Origin of the sequence: Roseburia faecis, assembly GCF_001406815.1 — a bacterium.
Classification (GTDB): domain Bacteria; phylum Bacillota; class Clostridia; order Lachnospirales; family Lachnospiraceae; genus Roseburia; species Roseburia faecis.
Genome location: NZ_CVRR01000037.1, coordinates 113591 through 133295, shown reverse-complemented (window position 1 = coordinate 133295; position 19705 = coordinate 113591). Strand labels below are relative to the sequence as shown.

Below are 19705 nucleotides of genomic sequence, written 5' to 3'. Positions count from 1 at the left end.
ATCAAAAACCTTATGTTATGAATTATCATAACATGCTGTCTGAAAAACACAAGGAAGTTTACAGATTATTTATGTCTTTTTCTGTTTTTCTTCCGGGACATGCGTGGTGCTTTAACGGATGGTTTTGCAGCCGGAGTATTTTCGCCAGCTGGAGTTTCCACAGGAGCAGATTCAGCCGGTGCCGGAGCTTCCACAGGAGCAGATTCCGCTGATGCCGAAGTTTCCACAGGAGCAGATTCCGCTGGTGACGGAGCTTCGGATGAACCGGTGACAATTTCATTTAACAGCAATGTTTTTGCAAGATTTCCTTCCGCAGAAATTTTCCCACTCTGGTAAGCTTCGAGAATGTCAAGGCTGCCCTGCGCGAGTGCAAGCAGATCAGCAGCTGAAGTTGTGACTAAAATGTCACGGTCGTAATATTCATATGGTTCAACATGAAGCTGTCCGTTTGCAATTTCCAGATACAGGGCACCTTCGGCTTCTCCCTGTATGTTAAACTGGATGGCAAGATGTTCACTGATTTTGGAAGCATCTTTCTCCTGATAAGTATCTTTTAATTTTGAAACTAATTCCTGATATGTCATAGTCAGTCATTTCTCCCTTCTCCATCTGCTAATTAGATTGGTGATTGCGCAACTCGTTTCTGCGGGCTGTCGTTTTGTCGGGGACACCGTCTGAGCGATTTTGTGTCTGCCTTAGAGGGAAGCTTCGAATAAGCATGCCCACGGTTCTATTTGCGCAGTCACAGAGTGACATATTGAAAATAAAGTAAATATCAAGACAAATGGGGAGTGGGCGTAATAAACGTTTCGAAGATTCCCTCTTAGGCAGACTAGAAATTGCGAACGGTGTCCCCGACAAAACGACAGCCCGCAGAAACGAGTTGCGCACCCACCTGTTTGCTAATTAGAGTATAGCTTTTCTGTTATGCTTGTCAAGCAAACTTTATGAAATTATCATTGCGGGAAGCCGCTAAAAAGCGTACAATAGGGATAACAAAATTTTAAAATAAAGGAAGGGATCAAGATTATGAGAAAAACCAAAACGCACAATGTACTCAGGCGTCTGCTTGCGTTTGTCCTGATTGTTTCACTGCTTCCACTGGGGTATGCGGGCAATGTGATGGCTGCAACAACCGGTACACGGAACGTAAGTATTCAGGTTACATACGGACAGACGGATGCCAGAAATGTCTATGGCATGATCAACAGTATGCGCAGAAATTTATCCGATGCATGGTACTGGGATGCAAACAATTACACGAAGACATATTGTAATAATCTGCAGCCGCTTACTTACGACTATGCACTGGAGCAGGTAGCCATGAAACGTGCAGCAGAGATTGCACTTTCGTATTCACACACCAGACCAAATGGCACAAATTATTATACTGCTTACAGTGAAAACGGTGTCTATGCGGGAGTTTATGCAGAGAATATCGGTGTGAATTATTCTTCAGCATCTGCACTTCACAACGCAATGCGGGAAGACAATGCAAATTATTCCGGACAGGAACAGCGTAGAAATATGTTAAACAGCCAGTTTACAGCTGTCGGAATCGGACATGTATATTACAATGGCTACCATTACTGGGTAGAGGAATTTGCCAACACGGTAACCAGAACATCCTATACAACACCGAACAACCAGACAACAACCGTAACTAATCTTCAGGTTGCAGAGAGCAATATTACTTCTGACCAGATTGTTGTTCCGTCATCTATTGGAACCTATATCCAGATGTCTGTCGGACAGACGAAAGATTTATCCGGATGCTATGAAAACATTAAGGTATCGAATCACTGGCCAGGCAATGCAAACTGCCCGATTGTACAGGGGCTGAATATGTATGTATCCAATACTGCGGTTGCCTATATCAGCGGAACAAAACTGGTCGCAAATTCGACAGGGTCTACAACACTGACACTGAACCGTCCGGATGGAAGAATTCCTCTGCAGATTCCGGTTCAGGTAACAGGAACCAATAACAGCAGCAATACCTATTCGTACTATATTCCAAATGCTTCCGTTGGTACAATCGTTGACCAGATATACACCGGATATGATATCCGTCCGTCTGTATCGGTATGGCTGAATGGCGGATATCTGTATGAGGGAAGAGATTATACCCTTACTTACAGCAACAACCGCAATATCGGCACAGCATCCGTAACAATTAACGGAATCGGAAATTATTATGGAAGCAGAACAGTTTATTTCCGTATTGTAAATCATGGAAACGGAAATACAACGGTTTCATCCAATAATCTTGCAAATGCAGTGATCAGCAAAATTGCAACACAAAGTTATACGGGATCTTCCGTAAAACCGGAAGTTACCGTTACATTAAATAACATTGTTTTAAAAGAAGGTTCGGATTACTATCTGAATTATAGTGACAATGGTGCACCGGGAAAAGCTGCTGTTATGGTAGTGGGAACTGGTAATTATACGGGATCTGCAAAGACAAGCTTTATTATTAAGCCGGAGAAGCCGGTTATCACAAGATTGCGTGCACACGGATCAAAAGTCCGTATCACATGGCTGCCAGGTACTTCCGTTACCGGCTATGAAATCTACCGCTCCAAGGGAGCATATGATTATGGATACAAGAAGATTGCGGCTACAAAAGATGGTGAGATGCAGTCTTATACAAGGGCAAAACTCACCAAAGGAACTTATTATTACAAGATCCGCAGCTATGTTACTGTAGATGGAACAAAGTATTACAGTCCATACAGCAGTGTGAAGTCTGTAAAGATCCGCCGCTAGGATCAAAGCATAATTGAAAATAAGAATTAAAAATGTCGGTAGATATCTGTCAGATATCTACCGACATTTTTGGTATACAAAGTTAAAAGATTTATTTCATCTGTGCGACCCGGTCAAATTCCTCTTCGATTTCTTTGGAAGGCTTTGGTGTCAGCAGACTGACGATTACGATCGCAGCGCAGGCAATCAGGAATGCAGGAAGCAGTTCATAGATGTTCCAGATACCACCGAGCGGGCGGATCAGGTATTTCCAGATAAATACCATGGAACCCCCGCAGACCATACCGGCAAGTGCGCCCCATTTGTTGGTACGTTTCCAGAACAGGGAAAACAGAACAACCGGTCCGAATGCGGCACCGAATCCAGCCCAGGCGAAAGAAACGATGGCAAATACGGAACTGTCCGGATTTCTGGCAATGAATGCGGCAACGACAGAAATTACAAGGAGTGTAATTCTTGCGGCTGCCATGCTTCCGTTTTTGTTGGAAGAATCTTTGCGGAAAGCACCGAGAATGTCGGAAGAAACCGCAGAAGATGCAGCCAGCAGCTGCGAGTCCGAAGTGGACATGGTGGAAGCTAAAATGCCGGCGAGAATCACACCCGCAAGCAGGGCAAATATCACACCGTGCTGGGAGAGCAGGGCGGAAATTTTTACGATAATGGTTTCGGAATTCGATCCGGTCAGCATCTCCAGTGCGCCGACTTTGCTCATGGTATAACCGATCACACCGATAAAGACGGCAACGAACAGGGAGATTACGACCCAGATGGTTGCAACGCGGCGGGACAGTTTCAGTTTTTTCTCATCCTCGATTGCCATAAAGCGGAGCAGGATATGCGGCATACCGAAATATCCAAGTCCCCATGCGGCAGTGGAAACAATGGTCAGGGCACTGTAAGGAGCGGCCTTTCCGGTGTTTACATCATAGGAAAGTGTCATGGAGAGATATCCCGGAAGCTCGGAGGCGTTGTGGATAACGGCACCGATACCGCCAGCAGTTTCTACACCAAAGATCAGAACTACAATCAGAGCAACCGACATGATGATACTCTGGATAAAGTCCGTTGTGGAAGCAGCAAGAAATCCGCCAAGTGTCGTGTATGCCACAATTACGATAGCACTGATGATCATGGCGGTCAGATACTTTACCCCGAATAAGCTGGAAAAAAGTTTTCCGCATGCGGCAAATCCAGAGGCCGTATAAGGAATAAAAAAGATAACAATAAAAATAGCAGCAATGACCTGCAGCATCTTTTTTTCATCGCGATAGCGGTTGCTGAAGAACGATGGGATGGTAATGGAATTGTTGCAGGTGTGCGTATAGCGGCGGATACGTTTGGCAACGATCAGCCAGTTAATGTATGTACCAGCAGCCAGTCCGATTGCTGTCCATCCGGCATCTGAAATTCCAGTGAGGTAAGCAACGCCCGGAAGTCCCATCAGAAGCCAGCTGCTCATGTCGGAAGCTTCGGCACTCATCGCGGTTACGAAAGGACCGAGTTTTCTGCCACCCAGATAGAAATCGTCAGTACTGTTGTTTTTCTTGGAACATCGGAAACCAATATAGATCATACCAATAAGGTATACGATAATGGCAATCATGATGCATATTTGTGCAGATGTCATAAATAAATCCTCCTCTTTTGTACGCTTTCACACGCTAATTGTTCATAGTATAGCACAGATGATAATTATACCGCAACCGGGAAATCCTGTTTGACACTATGGGCAATAAGATGATAAACTGTTTTTGTCTATACATGAGAAAAGCAATTCCGTTTGGCCTTCAACATGTGCTTGCCATGTTTGTAGCAAATCTGGCACCCGTCCTGATCGTCTGCAGTGCAGCTCTGGTTCGGGGCATGGTATCATCTGCTGGTAGGTGCCCTGACCCTTATCGTGTGTCTGGTGGCAAGATATGTGTTAAAGGGTGTTTATAAGAATCTGAATATTCTGGTGGGACTTATTTTCGGATATATTCTTTCTATTATATTTACGGTTGCAGGGATTGCACCTATGGTGGATTTTTCCGGAATTCAGGAGACCATTGACCAGGTAGGATTTTTCAGCATTCCAAAACTTGTGTTTTTCACCAGCCATAAGCCGGTATTTAATCTTGGATCCTTCTTAACCATTGCGATTGTCTTTCTGGTTTCAGCAGCAGAGACAACTGGCGCGACAACTGCTGTGTGTACCGGAGCACTTGGACGTGACCTTAAAATGGAGGAACTTCAGGGCTCACTTGCTGTGGATGGATTTTCCAGTGCAATTTCCGGATGCTTTGGATGCCTGCCACTGACATCGTTCAGCCAGAATGTCGGACTGGTTACGCAGGAGTGTTTGTTGTTTCCCTTCTGCTGAGCCTTCTTTTGCCGAAGAAGAAACAGGCAAATTAAATACACGTTGTTAAGGTAACGTTAAGGTGCAGCGATTTTTAAGATAAGGATTTGGTGTTATGATGATATCATCAAAAGGAAATGGAGGAATTTGATATGTGGAGTCGCGCACAATTAAAGGGAAGGGCGAAAGCAACATTTAAACGAAATTATTGGAAATGTATTCTGATCAGCCTGTTGCTGACACTGATTGCAGGGGGAAGCGGAGCTGCTTCGGGCAACATCAGCAGTGCAACCGGTTCCTTACATGGATCGGATAATCAGGCAGGCAGTTCCTATGATTATGACAGCAGTTATGACAGTGATGATGGTTCACTACGCGATTTTGAGGCTGGGCTTGAAGAAGGCTTTAAGGACGGACTGAAAGCAGGAAACAGGGGAATGATGGGCGGTATGGTCGCAGCAGCGATCGCCATCGGCATACTCATAGTTGTTTTTCTGGTGATTTTTGTCCTTATACTTCTGGTTGATGTATTTATCATAAATCCGTTGGAGGTTGGGTGCAGGAGATTCTTTATCCGCAACTTAAACGAGCCGGCACAGATTGGGAACATTGGATATGGATTTGACAATAATTACAGGAATGTTGCAAAGACAATGTTTTTCCGTGATCTGTTTACGGTTTTATGGTCATTGCTTTTTATCATTCCGGGTATTGTAAAAGCATATGAATATATGATGATTCCGTACCTTCTGGCAGATAACCCGCAGATGACCAAAGAGCAGGCATTTGCGGAAAGCAAGCGTATGATGCAGGGACAGAAATGGAAAGCATTTGTTTTGGATCTGTCCTTTATCGGATGGTACATTTTATCCGGACTGACACTTGGAATTCTTGCAATCTTTTATGTGTCACCATATGTGAATGCAACACATGCCGCACTGTATGAGGCACTGTGCTATGCAAACCCGGCTGGTTCAAACGGATTTACACAGCAGGAGGATCCGGTGAATTCACCTTTCCGGCAGGAGAATGTATGAATTATACGATTTTAATTGCAGATGATGAGCCGGAGATACGGACGCTTCTCCGGCTGTATCTGGAAAATGAAAATTATCAGATTATTGAGGCAGAAAACGGGAAGCAGGCACTGGAACTGCTGAAGAAAGAACATGTGGATCTGTGTCTGCTGGATATTATGATGCCGGAGATGGACGGATACCATGTGTTGCAGGAATTACGTAAAACAAGCAATATTCCCGTTATGATACTTTCGGCAAAGGATGCGGATTCCGAGAAGATTCTGGGGTTAAATCTCGGGGCAGATGATTATCTGGCAAAACCGTTCAATCCTTTGGAGGCAGTAGCACGTGTCAATTCAAATATCCGTCGGTTTTATGCGCTGGGGACAGCGGAACTGTCATCCAATATACTGACCGTCCGGGATCTGGAACTGGATCCGGAAGGCTGCGTACTCAAAAAAAATGGAGAACCGATTGAACTGACTTCGGTAGAGTACCGGATCATGGAGTTATTTATGAAGCATCCGGGAAAAGTGTTTACAAAACAACAGATCTATGAACAGGGATGGGGTGACACTTATGTGGTTGCAGACAATAATATTATGGTCTGCATCAGCAAGCTGAGGGCAAAACTTGATGAAGACCCGGCAGCTTATATTCGAACCATCCGCGGATTGGGCTATCGGCTGGAGAAATAGCAATGCGTGATTTACAGGCATTTTTGATCAAACGGTTTATTTATATCCTTGTACTGGTGACAGTTGCACAGTCGCTGATCAGTTTTTTGATCAGCCAGGCGGTTATGCCTGTGGTGATGAAAGTTTTTTTCCCGGATTACCAGAGGCAGTCATCCGTTGGAAAGACGGATCTGTTTATTTTTATCATATGTGTTCTGTTATTGCTGATAGTAAATGCCGTCCGGATGCTTTTGCCATCACCGCTGCAGGGAATGATGCAGTGGACAGGGGAACGATTACAGGACTGGCTGGGCAATGCACTTCCGGCGACAAGGAGTTCCGTCGTCGTACAGGAGATGGAAGGATGGAAAGCCATCCTGCTGTTTGTGGTTCTTCTGCTGTTAATGGTGTGTATGCTGCTTCCTTATATTTTGGGTGCGATAACGTTCGCGCGGATTGTGATGGCGGAGTTTCATCAGATCCAGGAGGAGCGCGAACAGCAGCAGAGAGAGTTTGACCGCAAGCGGAATCTGATGCTTTCCGATATCGCACATGATCTTCGGACACCGGTCACGACCGTATCCGGTTACGCAAAAGCATTGGCGGATCATATGGTACAGGAACCGGAAAAACAGCAGGAATATCTGAACGCCATCCAGAATAAATCGGTTCGGATCGGAAATCTGATCAATTTGTTGTTTGAATATGTAAAACTGGATAGTGAAGGGTTTGCATTAAATGGAAAAATGCTTGATTTGTGTGAACTTCTCAGAGAAAATGCGGCAATGCTGTATGCAGAGATGGAAGAAAACGGAATGACACTGACAGCAGATATTCCGGAGGAAACGATACCGGTCTGGGCGGATGAACTTCAGTTATCCCGTGTAGTGACAAACCTTCTGACAAATGCCATGCAGCACAATCCAAAGGGAACAAGAATCGGACTGTTTGCTTATAGGGAGCTGGAGCGGATTTATGTATTGGTGGCAGACAGCGGAATTTTGATTCCAGAGGAACAGGCGCAGCATTTGTTTGATCCTTTTACGCGTGGGGACAAAGCGCGGGTAAGCGATGGGAGAAACGGACTTGGACTTTCCATCGTGTCAAAAATCGTGCAGATGCATGGATGGGACTTAAAACTGGTGCAACAGCCACAGATTCAGCATTATGCAAAAGCAGCCGGATTTGCAAAAGCATTTGTGATCCGGATGGAAAATGCCGGTATGTATTCTGTGCATTCGCCAAAATAAAAAAGTGGCAGAAAAGAGGGAGAGTCTATGATAATTATAAGAGCGATGAATCCGTATGAATTGCTTTGGATAGTACTTTTGATTGTGTTTGTTCTGGGAGAACTTGCAACAATCGGACTAACGTGCATATGGTTTGCCGCAGGTGCACTTGCGGCACTGGTTATGGCAATGGCAGGGGTAAATCCGGTGGTGCAGTTTCTGGTATTCTTAGTGGTATCCATTCTTTTGCTTGCTGCGACAAGACCGTGGGCGCGTAAATATGTAAATGCCAAAATGCAAAGAACAAACGCGGATAGCCTGATTGGGGAAAATATACGGATTTCCGAGCGCGTCAGTAATATGGATCAGACCGGGATGGCAGTTGTTCATGGACAGGAGTGGACGGTGCGTACCCGTAATGATAATGAGATCATTGAACCGGGAGAAGAAGCAAAAATTCTGGCAATCAGTGGTGTCAAACTTATAGTAGAAAAGGTATAGGTAAAGGAGGAAAAAGTTATGCCTGTTGTAATTCTCATTGTAGTGATCATTGCATTGGTCGTTATTGTGAACTGTGTGAAAATTGTTCCACAGGCGCATGCGGTAGTTGTGGAGAGACTTGGAGGGTATCTTACCACATGGTCGGTAGGGCTGCATTTTAAGGTGCCGTTTATTGACCGTATTGCAAAAAGGGTATTGTTGAAGGAACAGGTGGTTGATTTCCCACCACAGCCGGTAATCACAAAAGATAACGTAACAATGCAGATTGATACAGTTGTATATTTTCAGATCACGGATCCAAAGCTGTATGCATACGGTGTGGAAAATCCAATCATGGCAATTGAAAATCTGACTGCTACGACGCTTCGTAATATCATTGGTGATCTGGAACTGGATGAGACACTGACATCGCGTGAGACCATTAACACAAAGATGCGTGCAACGCTGGATGTGGCAACAGATCCGTGGGGTATCAAAGTAAATCGTGTGGAGTTAAAGAACATTATTCCGCCAAAGGCAATTCAGGATGCCATGGAGAAACAGATGAAGGCAGAGCGCGAGCGGCGTGAAGCCATTCTGCGTGCAGAAGGTGAGAAAAAATCTACAATTCTGGTTGCAGAAGGAAATAAGGAGTCTGCAATTCTCGATGCAGAGGCTGAAAAACAGGCTGCAATCCTGCGTGCCGAGGCACAGAAGGAAGCAACCATCAAAGAGGCAGAAGGTCAGGCAGAGGCTACATTAAAGATCCAGCAGGCCAATGCAGATGGTCTGCGTATGCTCAAAGAAGCTGCTCCGGATAATGCGGTACTTCAGATTAAGAGTCTGGAGGCATTTGCCAAGGCAGCAGACGGTCAGGCAACCAAGATTATTATCCCATCGGATATTCAGGGGATTGCAGGACTGAGCAAATCCATTGTGGAAATTGCAAAAGAAAACGGATAACACAGATACATCTGTGATGCATTGGACGAAACTGCTCCATGAAAATGGGGCAGTTTTTGTTATCTCAGTAAGGTCTTTATTTTGCACAGGGAAAATGTTATACTATAGATTATTGATGTGGGGGTATATTCCACAGTTGGGCGATGATGTGGAAAGAACAGGAGCGTAAATGAAATCAAAGGTTCGGTTTAAGGGAAAACTGAGATCATATCTCTGCTGGCCATTGTGGCTGACGATCCCGATGACACTCGCAGATGTGGGGCTTTATTTTTACGATGTGACGGCAGGCTTTTTGCTGACGGTATTTATTGCTGTCTATTTTGTACTGGAACTGGGCTTATATTATAATACCAGACCCCGGCTTGCAAATGAAATTATCAATTTTGCCACACAGTATGCAACGGTACAAAAAAAGCTTTTGAATGAGTTTGAAATTCCATATGCGCTGCTGGATTATACGGGGAAAATTCTCTGGGTGAATGAACGTTTTTCCGAACTGACGGGAGTGGGGAGAAACTATCATAAATCAATTACAACCCTTTTTTCCAATATTACCCGTGAGTTTCTTCAGAAACATGAGGATGCACAGGATATAACAATTGAAAAAAAGGAGCGCATTTTCCGGATTTCCCTGAATCGTATTTATTTTGACGATATCATGGAGGAGAGTAAAGAAATTGATGTGAAAGGTTCCGATGAATTCCTGACGGCATTGTATCTGTTTGATGAGACGGAACTGCAGCACTGCAGACAGGAGAATCTGGATCAGAAACAGGTATCGGCACTTGTTTACATTGATAACTATGACGAGGCACTTGACAGTATCGAGGATGTGAAGCGATCACTTCTGATTGCCCTTGTCGACAGGAAAGTGAACCAGTATTTTTCAAAGATGGATGCGCTTGTCCGCAAAATTGAAAAAGACAAGTATTTTGTGGTATTTAAGTATAAATATTTACAGAAGCTTATGGACGACCGGTTCAGTGTACTTGAAGATGTCAAGACGGTCAAAGTGGGCAATGAGATGGCGGTCACGCTGAGTATCGGTGTCGGGATCAAGGGGACTTCTTATAACGAAAACTATGAGCAGGCACGTGCGGCAATTGATCTGGCACTCGGACGAGGCGGGGATCAGGTCGTTGTCAAAAATGGTGAGGATATTGCATATTTTGGCGGCAAGGCAAAACAGGTGGAGCGCAACACCCGTGTAAAAGCGAGGGTCAAGGCACATGCGCTGCATGAAATTATTGAGAGCCGTGAGAACGTGATTATCATGGGGCACAGCCTGACAGATGTCGATTCCCTTGGTGCGGGAATTGGAATTTTCTGTGCAGCCCGTGTGCTTGGAAAAAAGGCACAGATCGTGATCAATGAGCCAACAACTTCCATCCGGCCGCTTATGGAATGTTTTACTCCGGAAAAAGGCTATCCGGAAGACATGTTTATCAACAGTGAGATTGCAATCGAGGAAGTAAGCCGCAATTCCCTGGTTATGGTGGTAGATACCAACCGGCCAAGTTATACGGAGTGCCCGGAACTGCTCACGCGCACAGATACGATCGTTGTGTTTGATCATCACCGTCAGGGCAGCGAAGTGATTGAAAATCCGCTTCTGTCCTATATTGAGCCGTATGCGTCTTCTGCCTGTGAGATGGTAGCAGAAGTTTTACAGTACTTCCAGGAGGGATTCAAGCTTTCTCCGGCAGAGGCAGACTGCATTTATGCAGGTATTTTGATTGATACCAATAACTTTATGACCAAAACAGGTGTCCGTACATTTGAGGCGGCAGCATATCTCAGACGCTCCGGGGCAGAAGTGACCCGTGTGCGTAAAATGCTGCGAAATGATATGGCATGCTATAAAGCCCGTGCGGAGGCAGTGCGTCATGCGGAAGTATACCGTGGGGCATTTGCAATTTCTGTCTGTCCGAGTGAGGACGTGGAAAGTCCGACGATTGTCGGCGCGCAGGCAGCAAATGAGCTGCTCAATATTATAGGAATCAAGGCATCTTTTGTGCTGACAGAGTACGCAGGAAAAATATACATCAGTTCGCGTTCCATTGATGAGATCAATGTACAGTTAATCATGGAACGAATGGGTGGCGGCGGTCATTTGAATGTGGCTGGTGCACAGTTGACGGGATGTACGATTTCCGAGGCAAAACATGCCATTATGCGGACCATTGATGAAATGCTTGAAGAAGGAGATATACAGGAATGAAAGTAATTTTATTACAGGATGTGAAAGCTCTTGGGAAAAAGGGCGAAATCGTAAATGTGAGTGACGGTTATGCACGCAATGCAATTCTGCCGAAGAAACTTGGAGTAGAGGCAACGACAAAGAATCTGAATGACCTCAAATTGCAGAATCAGCATGCAGACAAAGTGGCAGCTGAAAATTTAGAGCACGCAAAGGAACTGGCGGAAGAGATCGGAACAAAGAAAGTTGTTGTAAAGATCAAATCCGGTGAGGGCGGACGTATTTTCGGGTCTGTTTCCACCAAGGAAATTGCACAGGCTGCAAAAGAGCAGGCAGGGCTGGATCTGGATAAAAAGAAGATGCAGCTGGGCGAATCCATCAAGGCTCTTGGAACTTATGAGATTCCGGTGAAGCTTCATCCAAAGGTAACCGCAACACTGCGTGTTCAGGTTGTTGAGGAATAGGAGGAAGTTCGCTTGGAAGAAACGCTGATCAAGCGGGTGATGCCGAACAGTCTGGAAGCCGAGCAGTCGGTCATTGGTTCCATGATCATGGATCAGGATGCCATTGTCACAGCCATGGAGATCCTTCTGCAGGAAGATTTTTATCACAAGCAGTATGGAATTCTCTTTGATGCGATGATCGAATTGTACAGCAGCGGACAGCCGGTGGATCTGGTTACACTGCAGAATAAACTCAAGGAAAAGGATGTACCACAGGAAGTCTCCAGTCTGGAATTCGTTGGAGAATTGGTGCGTGCGGTTCCGACATCCGCGAATGTCAAATATTATTGTAATATTGTAAAAGAAAATTCCATGAAGCGGAAACTCATCCGGGTCACGGAAGAGATAGAGAATGAGTGCTATGCGGGCAAAGAATCGCTCGAAAGTGTTCTGGATAAGACCGAACATGATATTTTTGCATTGTTGTCAAGCCGTACCGGTGGAGACTATGTGCCGATTCGTCAGGTTGTCATGAACGCACTGGAAAAGATTGAAAAAGCGTCACAGCAGGACGGAAATGTTACGGGAATACCGACAGGGTTTATTGATTTGGATTACCGGACAGCGGGATTACAGCCATCGGATCTGGTATTGATTGCAGCCCGTCCGTCTATGGGAAAGACAGCGTTTGTTTTAAACATTGCACAGTATGTGGCATTTCATGAAAACATGTGCACGGCGATATTTTCATTGGAAATGTCGAAGGAGCAGCTGGTAAACCGACTGTTCTCCCTGGAATCCCGTGTAGATGCACAGGCACTTCGTACCGGTAATCTGTCGGATGCTGACTGGGCGAAACTCGTCGAAGGAGCCGGAATCATAGGGGATTCCGAACTGATCATTGATGATACGCCAGGAATCAGTATTTCCGAGATGCGCAGTAAATGCCGTAAATATAAGCTGGAGCATGATCTGAAACTTATCATCATTGACTATCTGCAGTTGATGTCTGGGTCCGGCAGGAGTACAGACAGCCGGCAGCAGGAGATTTCGGACATCTCCCGTTCCCTGAAAGCACTTGCCCGTGAACTGAATGTACCGGTGCTTGCTTTGTCCCAGCTTTCCCGTGCAGTAGAGCAGAGACCGGATCATCGTCCGATGCTCTCCGATCTGCGAGAATCCGGAGCGATCGAGCAGGATGCCGATGTCGTGATGTTTATTTATCGTGATGATTATTATAACAAGGATACTGAACTGAAAGGAATTTCAGAAATCATTATCGCCAAACAGCGTAATGGTCCGATCGGTACGGTGAACCTCGCATGGCTGCCGGAATACACGAAGTTTGCAAATCTGGAACGATAAAATTTTTCTTATGATCATGCATCAAATTAAATACATTTGCCGAAATGCTTGCGCTTTGGACGGGTTTGTACTAGAATACCATTAAGCCAATAAGGCAATAATGATCATTATTCATAAGGAGGATTTTATTATGGCATACGTTATTTCTGATTCATGCGTTAGCTGTGGTACATGTGCAGGCGAGTGTCCTGTAGGAGCAATCTCTGCAGGTGCTTCTCAGTACGAGATCGATGCAAATAGTTGTGTTGATTGTGGTACATGTGCTGGTGTTTGCCCAACTGGAGCAATCTCTCAGGGCTAATCACATAATAAAACGAAACGAAGAGCTGTCTCTTAAACCACGGAGGCAGCTCTTTTTCGATTATAGAAAGAGAGGAATAACATGGCTACATTAGGAAATCCTAAGAACACGATTGCAGTATTGCAGAAATACCAGTTTAATTTTCAGAAAAAATTTGGACAGAATTTTTTGATTGATACAGGAATTTTAGAGGAAATTATAGAAGCTGCGCAGATCACAAAGGATGATTTTGTGCTGGAAATCGGTCCGGGAATCGGAACCATGACACAATATCTCTGTGAGGCGGCACGCGCGGTAGTGGCAGTGGAAATAGATACCAATCTGATTCCGATTCTAAAAGATACGCTTGCGGAATATAATAATGTTGATGTATTGAATGAAGATATTTTAAAAGTAAATATTTCAAAGCTTGCGGAAGAAAAAAATAACGGGAAACCGATCAAGGTCGTTGCAAATCTTCCGTATTACATTACGACTCCGATCATCATGGGATTGTTTGAAAGCCATGTGCCGATCGACAGTATCACGATCATGGTACAGAAAGAAGTAGCGGATCGTATGCAGGAAGGACCGGGAAGCAAGGAATATGGCGCACTTTCCCTGGCGGTGCAATATTACGCAAAACCGGAAATCGTAGTCAATGTTCCGCCAAGCTGTTTTATGCCGCAGCCGAAAGTCGGCAGTGCCGTGATCCGTCTGACACGTCATAGTGAGCCGCCGGTTACCGTAAAAAGCGAAAAACTGCTGTTTCAGGTGATCCGGGCATCGTTCAATCAGCGCAGGAAAACACTGGCAAACGGGCTTGCCAATTATGGTGCATTCGGTCTTCCGAAAGAAGAACTGCAGGCATGTATTGAGAAACTTGGCGTACCGGTTAATATTCGTGGAGAGGCACTTTCTTTAGAGCAGTTTGCACAGCTCTCCAATATTATTTATGATCACAGGAGTGCTGTATAAAAACAGCGTGGGCAGTCCATACTATCATCAAAGACCATAAAACGAAATGATGATGGAGGTAAGCCAAATGAGAAAACAACAGTATATAGCTACTGTCGCGTGTCTGGTAGCGGGAGTGATTGGATTTGTCAGTGTATATGCCACGGATAAAGGAAAAGAACGCAGGGAAGCAGAACAGGAAATTGCGGCACAGACCCAGCAGGAGGCACCGGCTTCCTATGAAGTGAAACCGGAAATAAGTGTGGAAGATGCAACGAAAAAAGCGGAAGAACAGGCGTTAAAGCTGGCAGAGCAGGAAAAAATGAAACAGGAAGAAACACAGCAGGAGGAAGAGAAGAAACAGGACGAAGAAAAAACAGTAGAGACAGCAGCCACCGTGACACAGCATTTTGACAAGAGTTCTGCGGTCTGGCCAATTGAGGGAGATGTTCTTCTGGATTACAGCATGGATTCCACCATTTATTTTCCCACGTTAGAGCAGTACCGATGCAATCCTGCCATGGTGATCAGTGGCAATGTCAATGATAAAGTGTTTGCAATGGCAACGGGAAAAATAACGGATATTCAGGAAAATGAAGAAACCGGATGTACGGTGATACAGGATCTGGGTGACGGATATGCTGCGGTTTACGGACAGTTGAAGGAACTGAATTTTGCAAAAGGGGATACGCCGGAAGCTGGTCAGGTGCTGGGATATGTCAGTGAGCCGACAAAATATTATACAACCGAAGGCAGTAACGTCTATTTTCAGCTGAAAAAAGATGGAAAAGCTGTGGATCCGAAAGAATATCTTCCGCAGATGGCGATGGATACGCTGGATTGACATTCATAGTTTTTTCTAATACAATAAAATGTAAACGGTTTTGGAGCTTTATGCGAAAAAACCGTACATAATCAAGAGGTATCTCAGCTTAAGAGGGATAAAATATGGAATTTAACCAGTACAATACAACCGTACAACAGTGGATTCATACAGTTCTGGAAAATCGGGAAACCAATGCGGACGTGGTGTTGGAATGCTGTCGGGATATCATAGCGTATGGACGAAAAACAGATGATCCAAAGTTGATGGGATTCGGTTTCTTTTATGGTGGGGAAATCTATTATGAATTAAATGACGGAGCACATTTTTTCCATATGATGACAGAGGCACTGACGTATCTGGACCGTGCAGAGGAATGGGAACTTGTGGTGCGTTGTTACAATTTTCTGGGAATCGCATCCATGAGCAGAGGAAATCCATCGCTTGCGCTTGACTATTATATGAATGGTCTTAAGGACAGTGATACATATGATCTTCCAATGCAAAAGATTATGATTCTGATCAATATGGGGTTATTGTATCTGGAGTGTGGGCATTATGTAGATTCCGAGAATTCTTTTTTAGAAGCTTATCAGATTTTGCAGACAAAACAGAAGGATGAAAAGTATAATTTTTATATGTATGCTTTTTATGGAAATATGGCAGAATGTCTGATCCTGCAGGATCGTCTACAGGAAGCAAAACCATATCTGGAGTATCTGCATAAAGATGGCTGGGAACAGGTTGCCCTTACAGACCGGCTGTTTATCGACATCGTGGATGTAATTTATTATCACAAGATGGGAGATGTACAGAAGCGGAATGAGAGTATTCAGATGATCCATCAGAATCTTCCGGATAATCTGACGGTGCTGGACTTTTTTTCGGATTATTACCGTTGCTGTCTGGTGTTGCTGGAAACGGACCAGGATGAATCGTTCTGGCGTATCATTGAAGTAATCGAACCACAGGTGGTGAATTTTAAGATCATTAATCTGCAGCTGAAAGTTCTGTCCCTGAAGATGAAATTTTACCGGAAGCATAACCAGAATGCGGAATATCTGCAGGCTGCCGGGCTTTACTATGAATTGTCTGAACGGAACGAAGCAGTGACGCGCAACATGCTTTCAAGTATGATTACGTTGCGCAAAAATCTGGAGAATATGCGCAAAGCCAGAATGAAGGCGGAACGAAAGAATCTTGTATTACAGGAGCGTTCCGAGCAGGATCCGTTGACGCGTATGGCAAACAGGTTCCGTCTGAATGATTATGCAGAAGAGGTGTTTGCCTATTCGCAGGAGAATGATATTCCGGTTGCGATGGAAATACTCGATATTGATTATTTTAAGGAATATAATGATAATTACGGACATCAGGAAGGAGACCGGTGTCTGGTAAGTATCGCAAATACGATCCGTAATCTGGTGGAGGAAGCGGAAGGATTCTGTGCACGGTATGGAGGGGATGAGTTTGTCATTATCTATGCGAATGTGACACGGGAACAGGCTGTTTCCTTTGCAGAAGAGTTGCGCAGACGTGTACTTGCATTAGAAATAGAACACCGGTTTTCCAAGGCACTTCCGGTAGTGACGATTTCGCAGGGAATCTGTTGGGGAATCCCGCGCAAGGGAAACCGCAGCTGGGATTTTTTGCATGCAGCAGATAATATGCTTTACCGGGTGAAGAAATTCAGCCGGAACAATTATTGTGTAGGGGGGCTTGATGAAACTGAAGACGTGACCATGGGAACCGCATTGTAACGGCATGGCAGTCGAAACCTGGCAAAAAGAAAAGGATGAAAATGGAAACAGTTAAATTTGAAGAATTAGGGTTATATCCGCAGCTTCTGCGGGCAATCAAAGAGATGGGATTTGAAGAGGCAACACCTATCCAGTCACAGGCGATTCCGGTTGTGATGAGTGGGGTAGATGTGATTGGTCAGGCACAGACCGGAACCGGAAAGACAGCTTCTTTCGGAATCCCTCTTTTGATGAAAGTGGACCCAAATAATAAAAAAACGCAGGCAATCGTACTTTCTCCGACAAGAGAACTGGCCATCCAGAGCGCGGAAGAAATCCGGAAACTTGCAAAATATATGCATGGGATCAAAGTGCTTCCCATTTATGGAGGGCAGGATATTTCCCGTCAGATCAAGGCATTAAAAGGTGGGGCAACCATCATCATCGGAACACCGGGGCGTGTGATGGATCATCTGCGCCGCAAAACCATTCGCTGTGATTATATTAACACGATCGTGCTGGATGAAGCGGATGAGATGCTTAATATGGGATTCCGCGAGGATATAGAAACAATTTTATCCTATATCCCGGATGAAGACCGGCAGACAGTACTTTTTTCGGCAACTATGCCAAAGCCGATTCTGGAAATCACAAGAAAATTCCAGCATGATGCGACTACGATCAAGGTGACGAAGAAAGAACTGACGGTTCCGAATATTGACCAGTATTATTATGATGTGCGCAGAAATGATAAGATGGAAGTGCTGACACGCCTGCTGGATTACTATAATCCGAAGCTTTCACTGGTATTTTGTAATACCAAGCGCATGGTGGATGAACTGGCATCGGAGTTACAGGGACGCGGCTATGCAGCCGAGGGAATTCATGGCGATATGAAACAGGTGCAGCGTGACCGAGTGATGAAAAAATTCCGAAATGGGAAAACAGATATCCTGATTGCAACCGATGTCGCAGCGCGTGGAATTGATGTGGATGATGTTGAAGCGGTATTCAACTATGACCTGCCACAGGACAATGAATATTATGTGCACCGGATCGGAAGAACCGGACGCGCCGGCCGTACCGGAAAAGCGTTTAATTTCGTTAAGGGCAAGGAAGTATACAAACTCAAAGAGATCCAGCGCTATTGCAAGACAAAGATCAAGGCGCAGCCAATCCCATCTTCGGATGATGTGGCAGCGATCAAGGCGGATAAGATTCTTGACGGCATCGGACAGATTATCGAGGACGGAGATCTGCGCGATATGATCGAACTGATAGAGCAGCAGGTGAACAACTCTGATTATACAGCGATGGATATTGCAGCTGCGTTTTTAAAACAGGCAATCGGCGGAGTGGAATTATCAAAGGAGGATCACGAATTTGATGATGCATTAGCAGGAGATACCGGAGCCGAGGAAGGGATGGTACGTCTGTTCATTAACATCGGAAAGAGCCAGCGGATCCGCCCGGGAGATATTCTCGGGGCTGTAGCCGGAGAGGCAAAGATTCCGGGCAAACTTGTGGGGGCAATTGACATGTATGATAATTACACATTTGTCGAGGTGCCGCAGGAGTATGGAAAAGATGTATTAAAAGCCATGAAAAATGTAAAGATCAAAGGAAAGTCGGTCAACGTGGAGCCGGCAAATGCACGATAGAGGATAAGGACGTTTTGGGGGGATATTTACTATGGGGGAAGCTGCAAATGGCAAAGATGCCATGGATCAGATCGAAAAGCTTCAGCCACAGATTGTTATCAGTGACGTTGTAATGCCGCTGATGGACGGTGTCGATTTTACGGTGGCGGTACATCACCGCTATCCGCACATCCAGATGATCATTCTCAGTGGATACGATAATTTTGAATATGTAAAGCAGACGCTCATGCAGGGGGTGGTGGATTATATCTTAAAGCCAACCCTCACACCGCATGAGCTTCTTGGCGTGCTTCAAAAAGCGGCAGCGCGGATTCCCGGCTGGCATCCGGATCATGCAATGACCGGGGAAACCGCGGAGGAACTGCTCAAAGAATTGCTGCTCGGGGAAACAAAAACAGGAGAAGAACTGCAAAAGGTATTTGCCGCATCCTATTACTGCATGTATGCGGTTACGATTGCGCATGGGAGTGAACGGGCGGCAGAAACAGCAGAACTTCTATGCGAAAAAATACAGCGTGCCAAAAATGAATTTTCCGGAGTACTCATCTGTTCTCTTCCGACGGGCATCCTCTTCCTTGTTCTGCAGAAAAGTTTTGCAAACGGAATTGTGGGGGCTGTCAAAGGATAAGACGACATGCCGGATACCGTGGGTTTTCAGGATTTCAGTGAAATCGGAAACCCACGGTTTTTGCATTTAGAACAAATATCAGATATGGAAGTAGTAAATAAAACTACGTATAAAAGAAATGAAAACAA

17 protein-coding genes and 1 pseudogene are annotated in these 19705 nt (G+C 45.0%); 16 read left to right on the top strand and 2 right to left on the bottom strand.

Translation table 11 applies throughout. From position 1 onward, the window contains the following. Positions 1-65 precede the first annotated feature (65 nt). Positions 66-584, bottom strand: coding sequence for an SCP2 sterol-binding domain-containing protein (locus M72_RS17385; protein ID WP_082413900.1), 519 nt, complete (start codon positions 582-584; stop codon positions 66-68). A gap of 445 nt (positions 585-1029) precedes the next feature. Here M72_RS17385 and M72_RS11850 point away from each other — a divergent pair, with 445 nt between their 5' ends. Then, positions 1030-2772: a CAP domain-containing protein gene (locus M72_RS11850; RefSeq protein WP_055068364.1), complete on the top strand. Its 1743-nt coding sequence runs from the start codon at positions 1030-1032 to the stop codon at positions 2770-2772. A gap of 91 nt (positions 2773-2863) precedes the next feature. Here M72_RS11850 and putP read toward each other — a convergent pair whose 3' ends face one another. Continuing rightward, entirely contained in the window at positions 2864-4399 is a 1536-nt protein-coding gene (putP, locus tag M72_RS11845; RefSeq protein WP_022046837.1) for a sodium/proline symporter PutP, read from the bottom strand. A gap of 228 nt (positions 4400-4627) precedes the next feature. Between putP and M72_RS11840 the strand changes: the two are divergent. The 15 genes and pseudogenes from M72_RS11840 to M72_RS11775 form a co-directional block, all read left to right on the top strand. Then, positions 4628-5104: pseudogene (locus M72_RS11840) on the top strand (solute carrier family 23 protein); the annotation flags it as partial. Between the two features lie 161 nt (positions 5105-5265). Next, the gene (locus M72_RS11835) at positions 5266-6150 is read left to right on the top strand and encodes a DUF975 family protein (RefSeq protein ID WP_055068362.1); all 885 of its coding nucleotides are present in this window, start codon (positions 5266-5268) and stop codon (positions 6148-6150) included. Beyond that, positions 6147-6830, top strand: coding sequence for a response regulator transcription factor (locus M72_RS11830; protein WP_055068361.1), 684 nt, complete (start codon positions 6147-6149; stop codon positions 6828-6830). The genes M72_RS11835 and M72_RS11830 overlap by 4 nt, the downstream gene beginning before the upstream one ends. 2 nt (positions 6831-6832) lie before the next feature. Beyond that, positions 6833-8059, top strand: a complete 1227-nt coding sequence (locus tag M72_RS11825) for a sensor histidine kinase (protein WP_022046841.1) — start codon at positions 6833-6835, stop codon at positions 8057-8059. A 27-nt stretch (positions 8060-8086) separates the two neighbouring features. Continuing rightward, positions 8087-8539 (top strand): NfeD family protein, encoded by a 453-nt coding sequence (locus M72_RS11820; RefSeq protein ID WP_022046842.1) that lies wholly within the window; start codon positions 8087-8089, stop codon positions 8537-8539. Positions 8540-8557: 18 nt separating this feature from the next. Beyond that, complete coding sequence (locus M72_RS11815; protein WP_022046843.1) at positions 8558-9481, top strand: SPFH domain-containing protein; 924 nt, start codon at positions 8558-8560, stop codon at positions 9479-9481. A gap of 169 nt (positions 9482-9650) precedes the next feature. Further along, positions 9651-11702, top strand: a complete 2052-nt coding sequence (locus M72_RS11810) for a DHH family phosphoesterase (protein ID WP_022046844.1) — start codon at positions 9651-9653, stop codon at positions 11700-11702. Next, positions 11699-12145: a 50S ribosomal protein L9 gene (rplI, locus tag M72_RS11805; RefSeq protein WP_022046845.1), complete on the top strand. Its 447-nt coding sequence runs from the start codon at positions 11699-11701 to the stop codon at positions 12143-12145. Before M72_RS11810 ends, rplI begins: the two co-directional genes overlap by 4 nt. 12 nt (positions 12146-12157) lie before the next feature. Beyond that, positions 12158-13489: a replicative DNA helicase gene (gene dnaB, locus M72_RS11800; RefSeq protein ID WP_022046846.1), complete on the top strand. Its 1332-nt coding sequence runs from the start codon at positions 12158-12160 to the stop codon at positions 13487-13489. A gap of 130 nt (positions 13490-13619) precedes the next feature. Next, positions 13620-13790 (top strand): DUF362 domain-containing protein, encoded by a 171-nt coding sequence (locus M72_RS16520; protein ID WP_022046847.1) that lies wholly within the window; start codon positions 13620-13622, stop codon positions 13788-13790. An 81-nt stretch (positions 13791-13871) separates the two neighbouring features. After that, complete coding sequence (gene rsmA / locus M72_RS11795; RefSeq protein WP_022046848.1) at positions 13872-14747, top strand: 16S rRNA (adenine(1518)-N(6)/adenine(1519)-N(6))-dimethyltransferase RsmA; 876 nt, start codon at positions 13872-13874, stop codon at positions 14745-14747. A 67-nt stretch (positions 14748-14814) separates the two neighbouring features. Beyond that, positions 14815-15570, top strand: a complete 756-nt coding sequence (locus M72_RS11790) for a M23 family metallopeptidase (protein WP_022046849.1) — start codon at positions 14815-14817, stop codon at positions 15568-15570. Positions 15571-15674: 104 nt separating this feature from the next. Then, positions 15675-17309, top strand: a complete 1635-nt coding sequence (locus tag M72_RS11785; RefSeq protein WP_022046850.1) for a tetratricopeptide repeat-containing diguanylate cyclase — start codon at positions 15675-15677, stop codon at positions 17307-17309. Between the two features lie 41 nt (positions 17310-17350). Beyond that, positions 17351-18949, top strand: coding sequence for a DEAD/DEAH box helicase (locus M72_RS11780; protein WP_022046851.1), 1599 nt, complete (start codon positions 17351-17353; stop codon positions 18947-18949). A gap of 31 nt (positions 18950-18980) precedes the next feature. After that, positions 18981-19577, top strand: a complete 597-nt coding sequence (locus tag M72_RS11775) for a response regulator (RefSeq protein ID WP_022046852.1) — start codon at positions 18981-18983, stop codon at positions 19575-19577. Positions 19578-19705: the final 128 nt, after the last annotated feature.

Excerpts from the sequence above, each read along its gene's own strand:
- M72_RS11815 (WP_022046843.1), top strand. The coding sequence starts at position 8,558 with ATGCCTGTTGTAATTCTCATTGTAGTGATCATTGCATTGGTCGTTATT.
- M72_RS11835 (WP_055068362.1), top strand. The coding sequence starts at position 5,266 with ATGTGGAGTCGCGCACAATTAAAGGGAAGGGCGAAAGCAACATTTAAA.
- M72_RS11790 (WP_022046849.1), top strand. The coding sequence starts at position 14,815 with ATGAGAAAACAACAGTATATAGCTACTGTCGCGTGTCTGGTAGCGGGA.
- rsmA (WP_022046848.1), top strand. The coding sequence starts at position 13,872 with ATGGCTACATTAGGAAATCCTAAGAACACGATTGCAGTATTGCAGAAA.
- putP (WP_022046837.1), bottom strand. The coding sequence starts at position 4,399 with ATGACATCTGCACAAATATGCATCATGATTGCCATTATCGTATACCTT.
- rplI (WP_022046845.1), top strand. The coding sequence starts at position 11,699 with ATGAAAGTAATTTTATTACAGGATGTGAAAGCTCTTGGGAAAAAGGGC.
- M72_RS11785 (WP_022046850.1), top strand. The coding sequence starts at position 15,675 with ATGGAATTTAACCAGTACAATACAACCGTACAACAGTGGATTCATACA.
- M72_RS11780 (WP_022046851.1), top strand. The coding sequence starts at position 17,351 with ATGGAAACAGTTAAATTTGAAGAATTAGGGTTATATCCGCAGCTTCTG.
- M72_RS17385 (WP_082413900.1), bottom strand. The coding sequence starts at position 584 with ATGACATATCAGGAATTAGTTTCAAAATTAAAAGATACTTATCAGGAG.
- M72_RS11775 (WP_022046852.1), top strand. The coding sequence starts at position 18,981 with ATGGGGGAAGCTGCAAATGGCAAAGATGCCATGGATCAGATCGAAAAG.
- M72_RS11825 (WP_022046841.1), top strand. The coding sequence starts at position 6,833 with ATGCGTGATTTACAGGCATTTTTGATCAAACGGTTTATTTATATCCTT.
- M72_RS16520 (WP_022046847.1), top strand. The coding sequence starts at position 13,620 with ATGGCATACGTTATTTCTGATTCATGCGTTAGCTGTGGTACATGTGCA.
- M72_RS11820 (WP_022046842.1), top strand. The coding sequence starts at position 8,087 with ATGATAATTATAAGAGCGATGAATCCGTATGAATTGCTTTGGATAGTA.
- M72_RS11810 (WP_022046844.1), top strand. The coding sequence starts at position 9,651 with ATGAAATCAAAGGTTCGGTTTAAGGGAAAACTGAGATCATATCTCTGC.
- M72_RS11850 (WP_055068364.1), top strand. The coding sequence starts at position 1,030 with ATGAGAAAAACCAAAACGCACAATGTACTCAGGCGTCTGCTTGCGTTT.
- M72_RS11830 (WP_055068361.1), top strand. The coding sequence starts at position 6,147 with ATGAATTATACGATTTTAATTGCAGATGATGAGCCGGAGATACGGACG.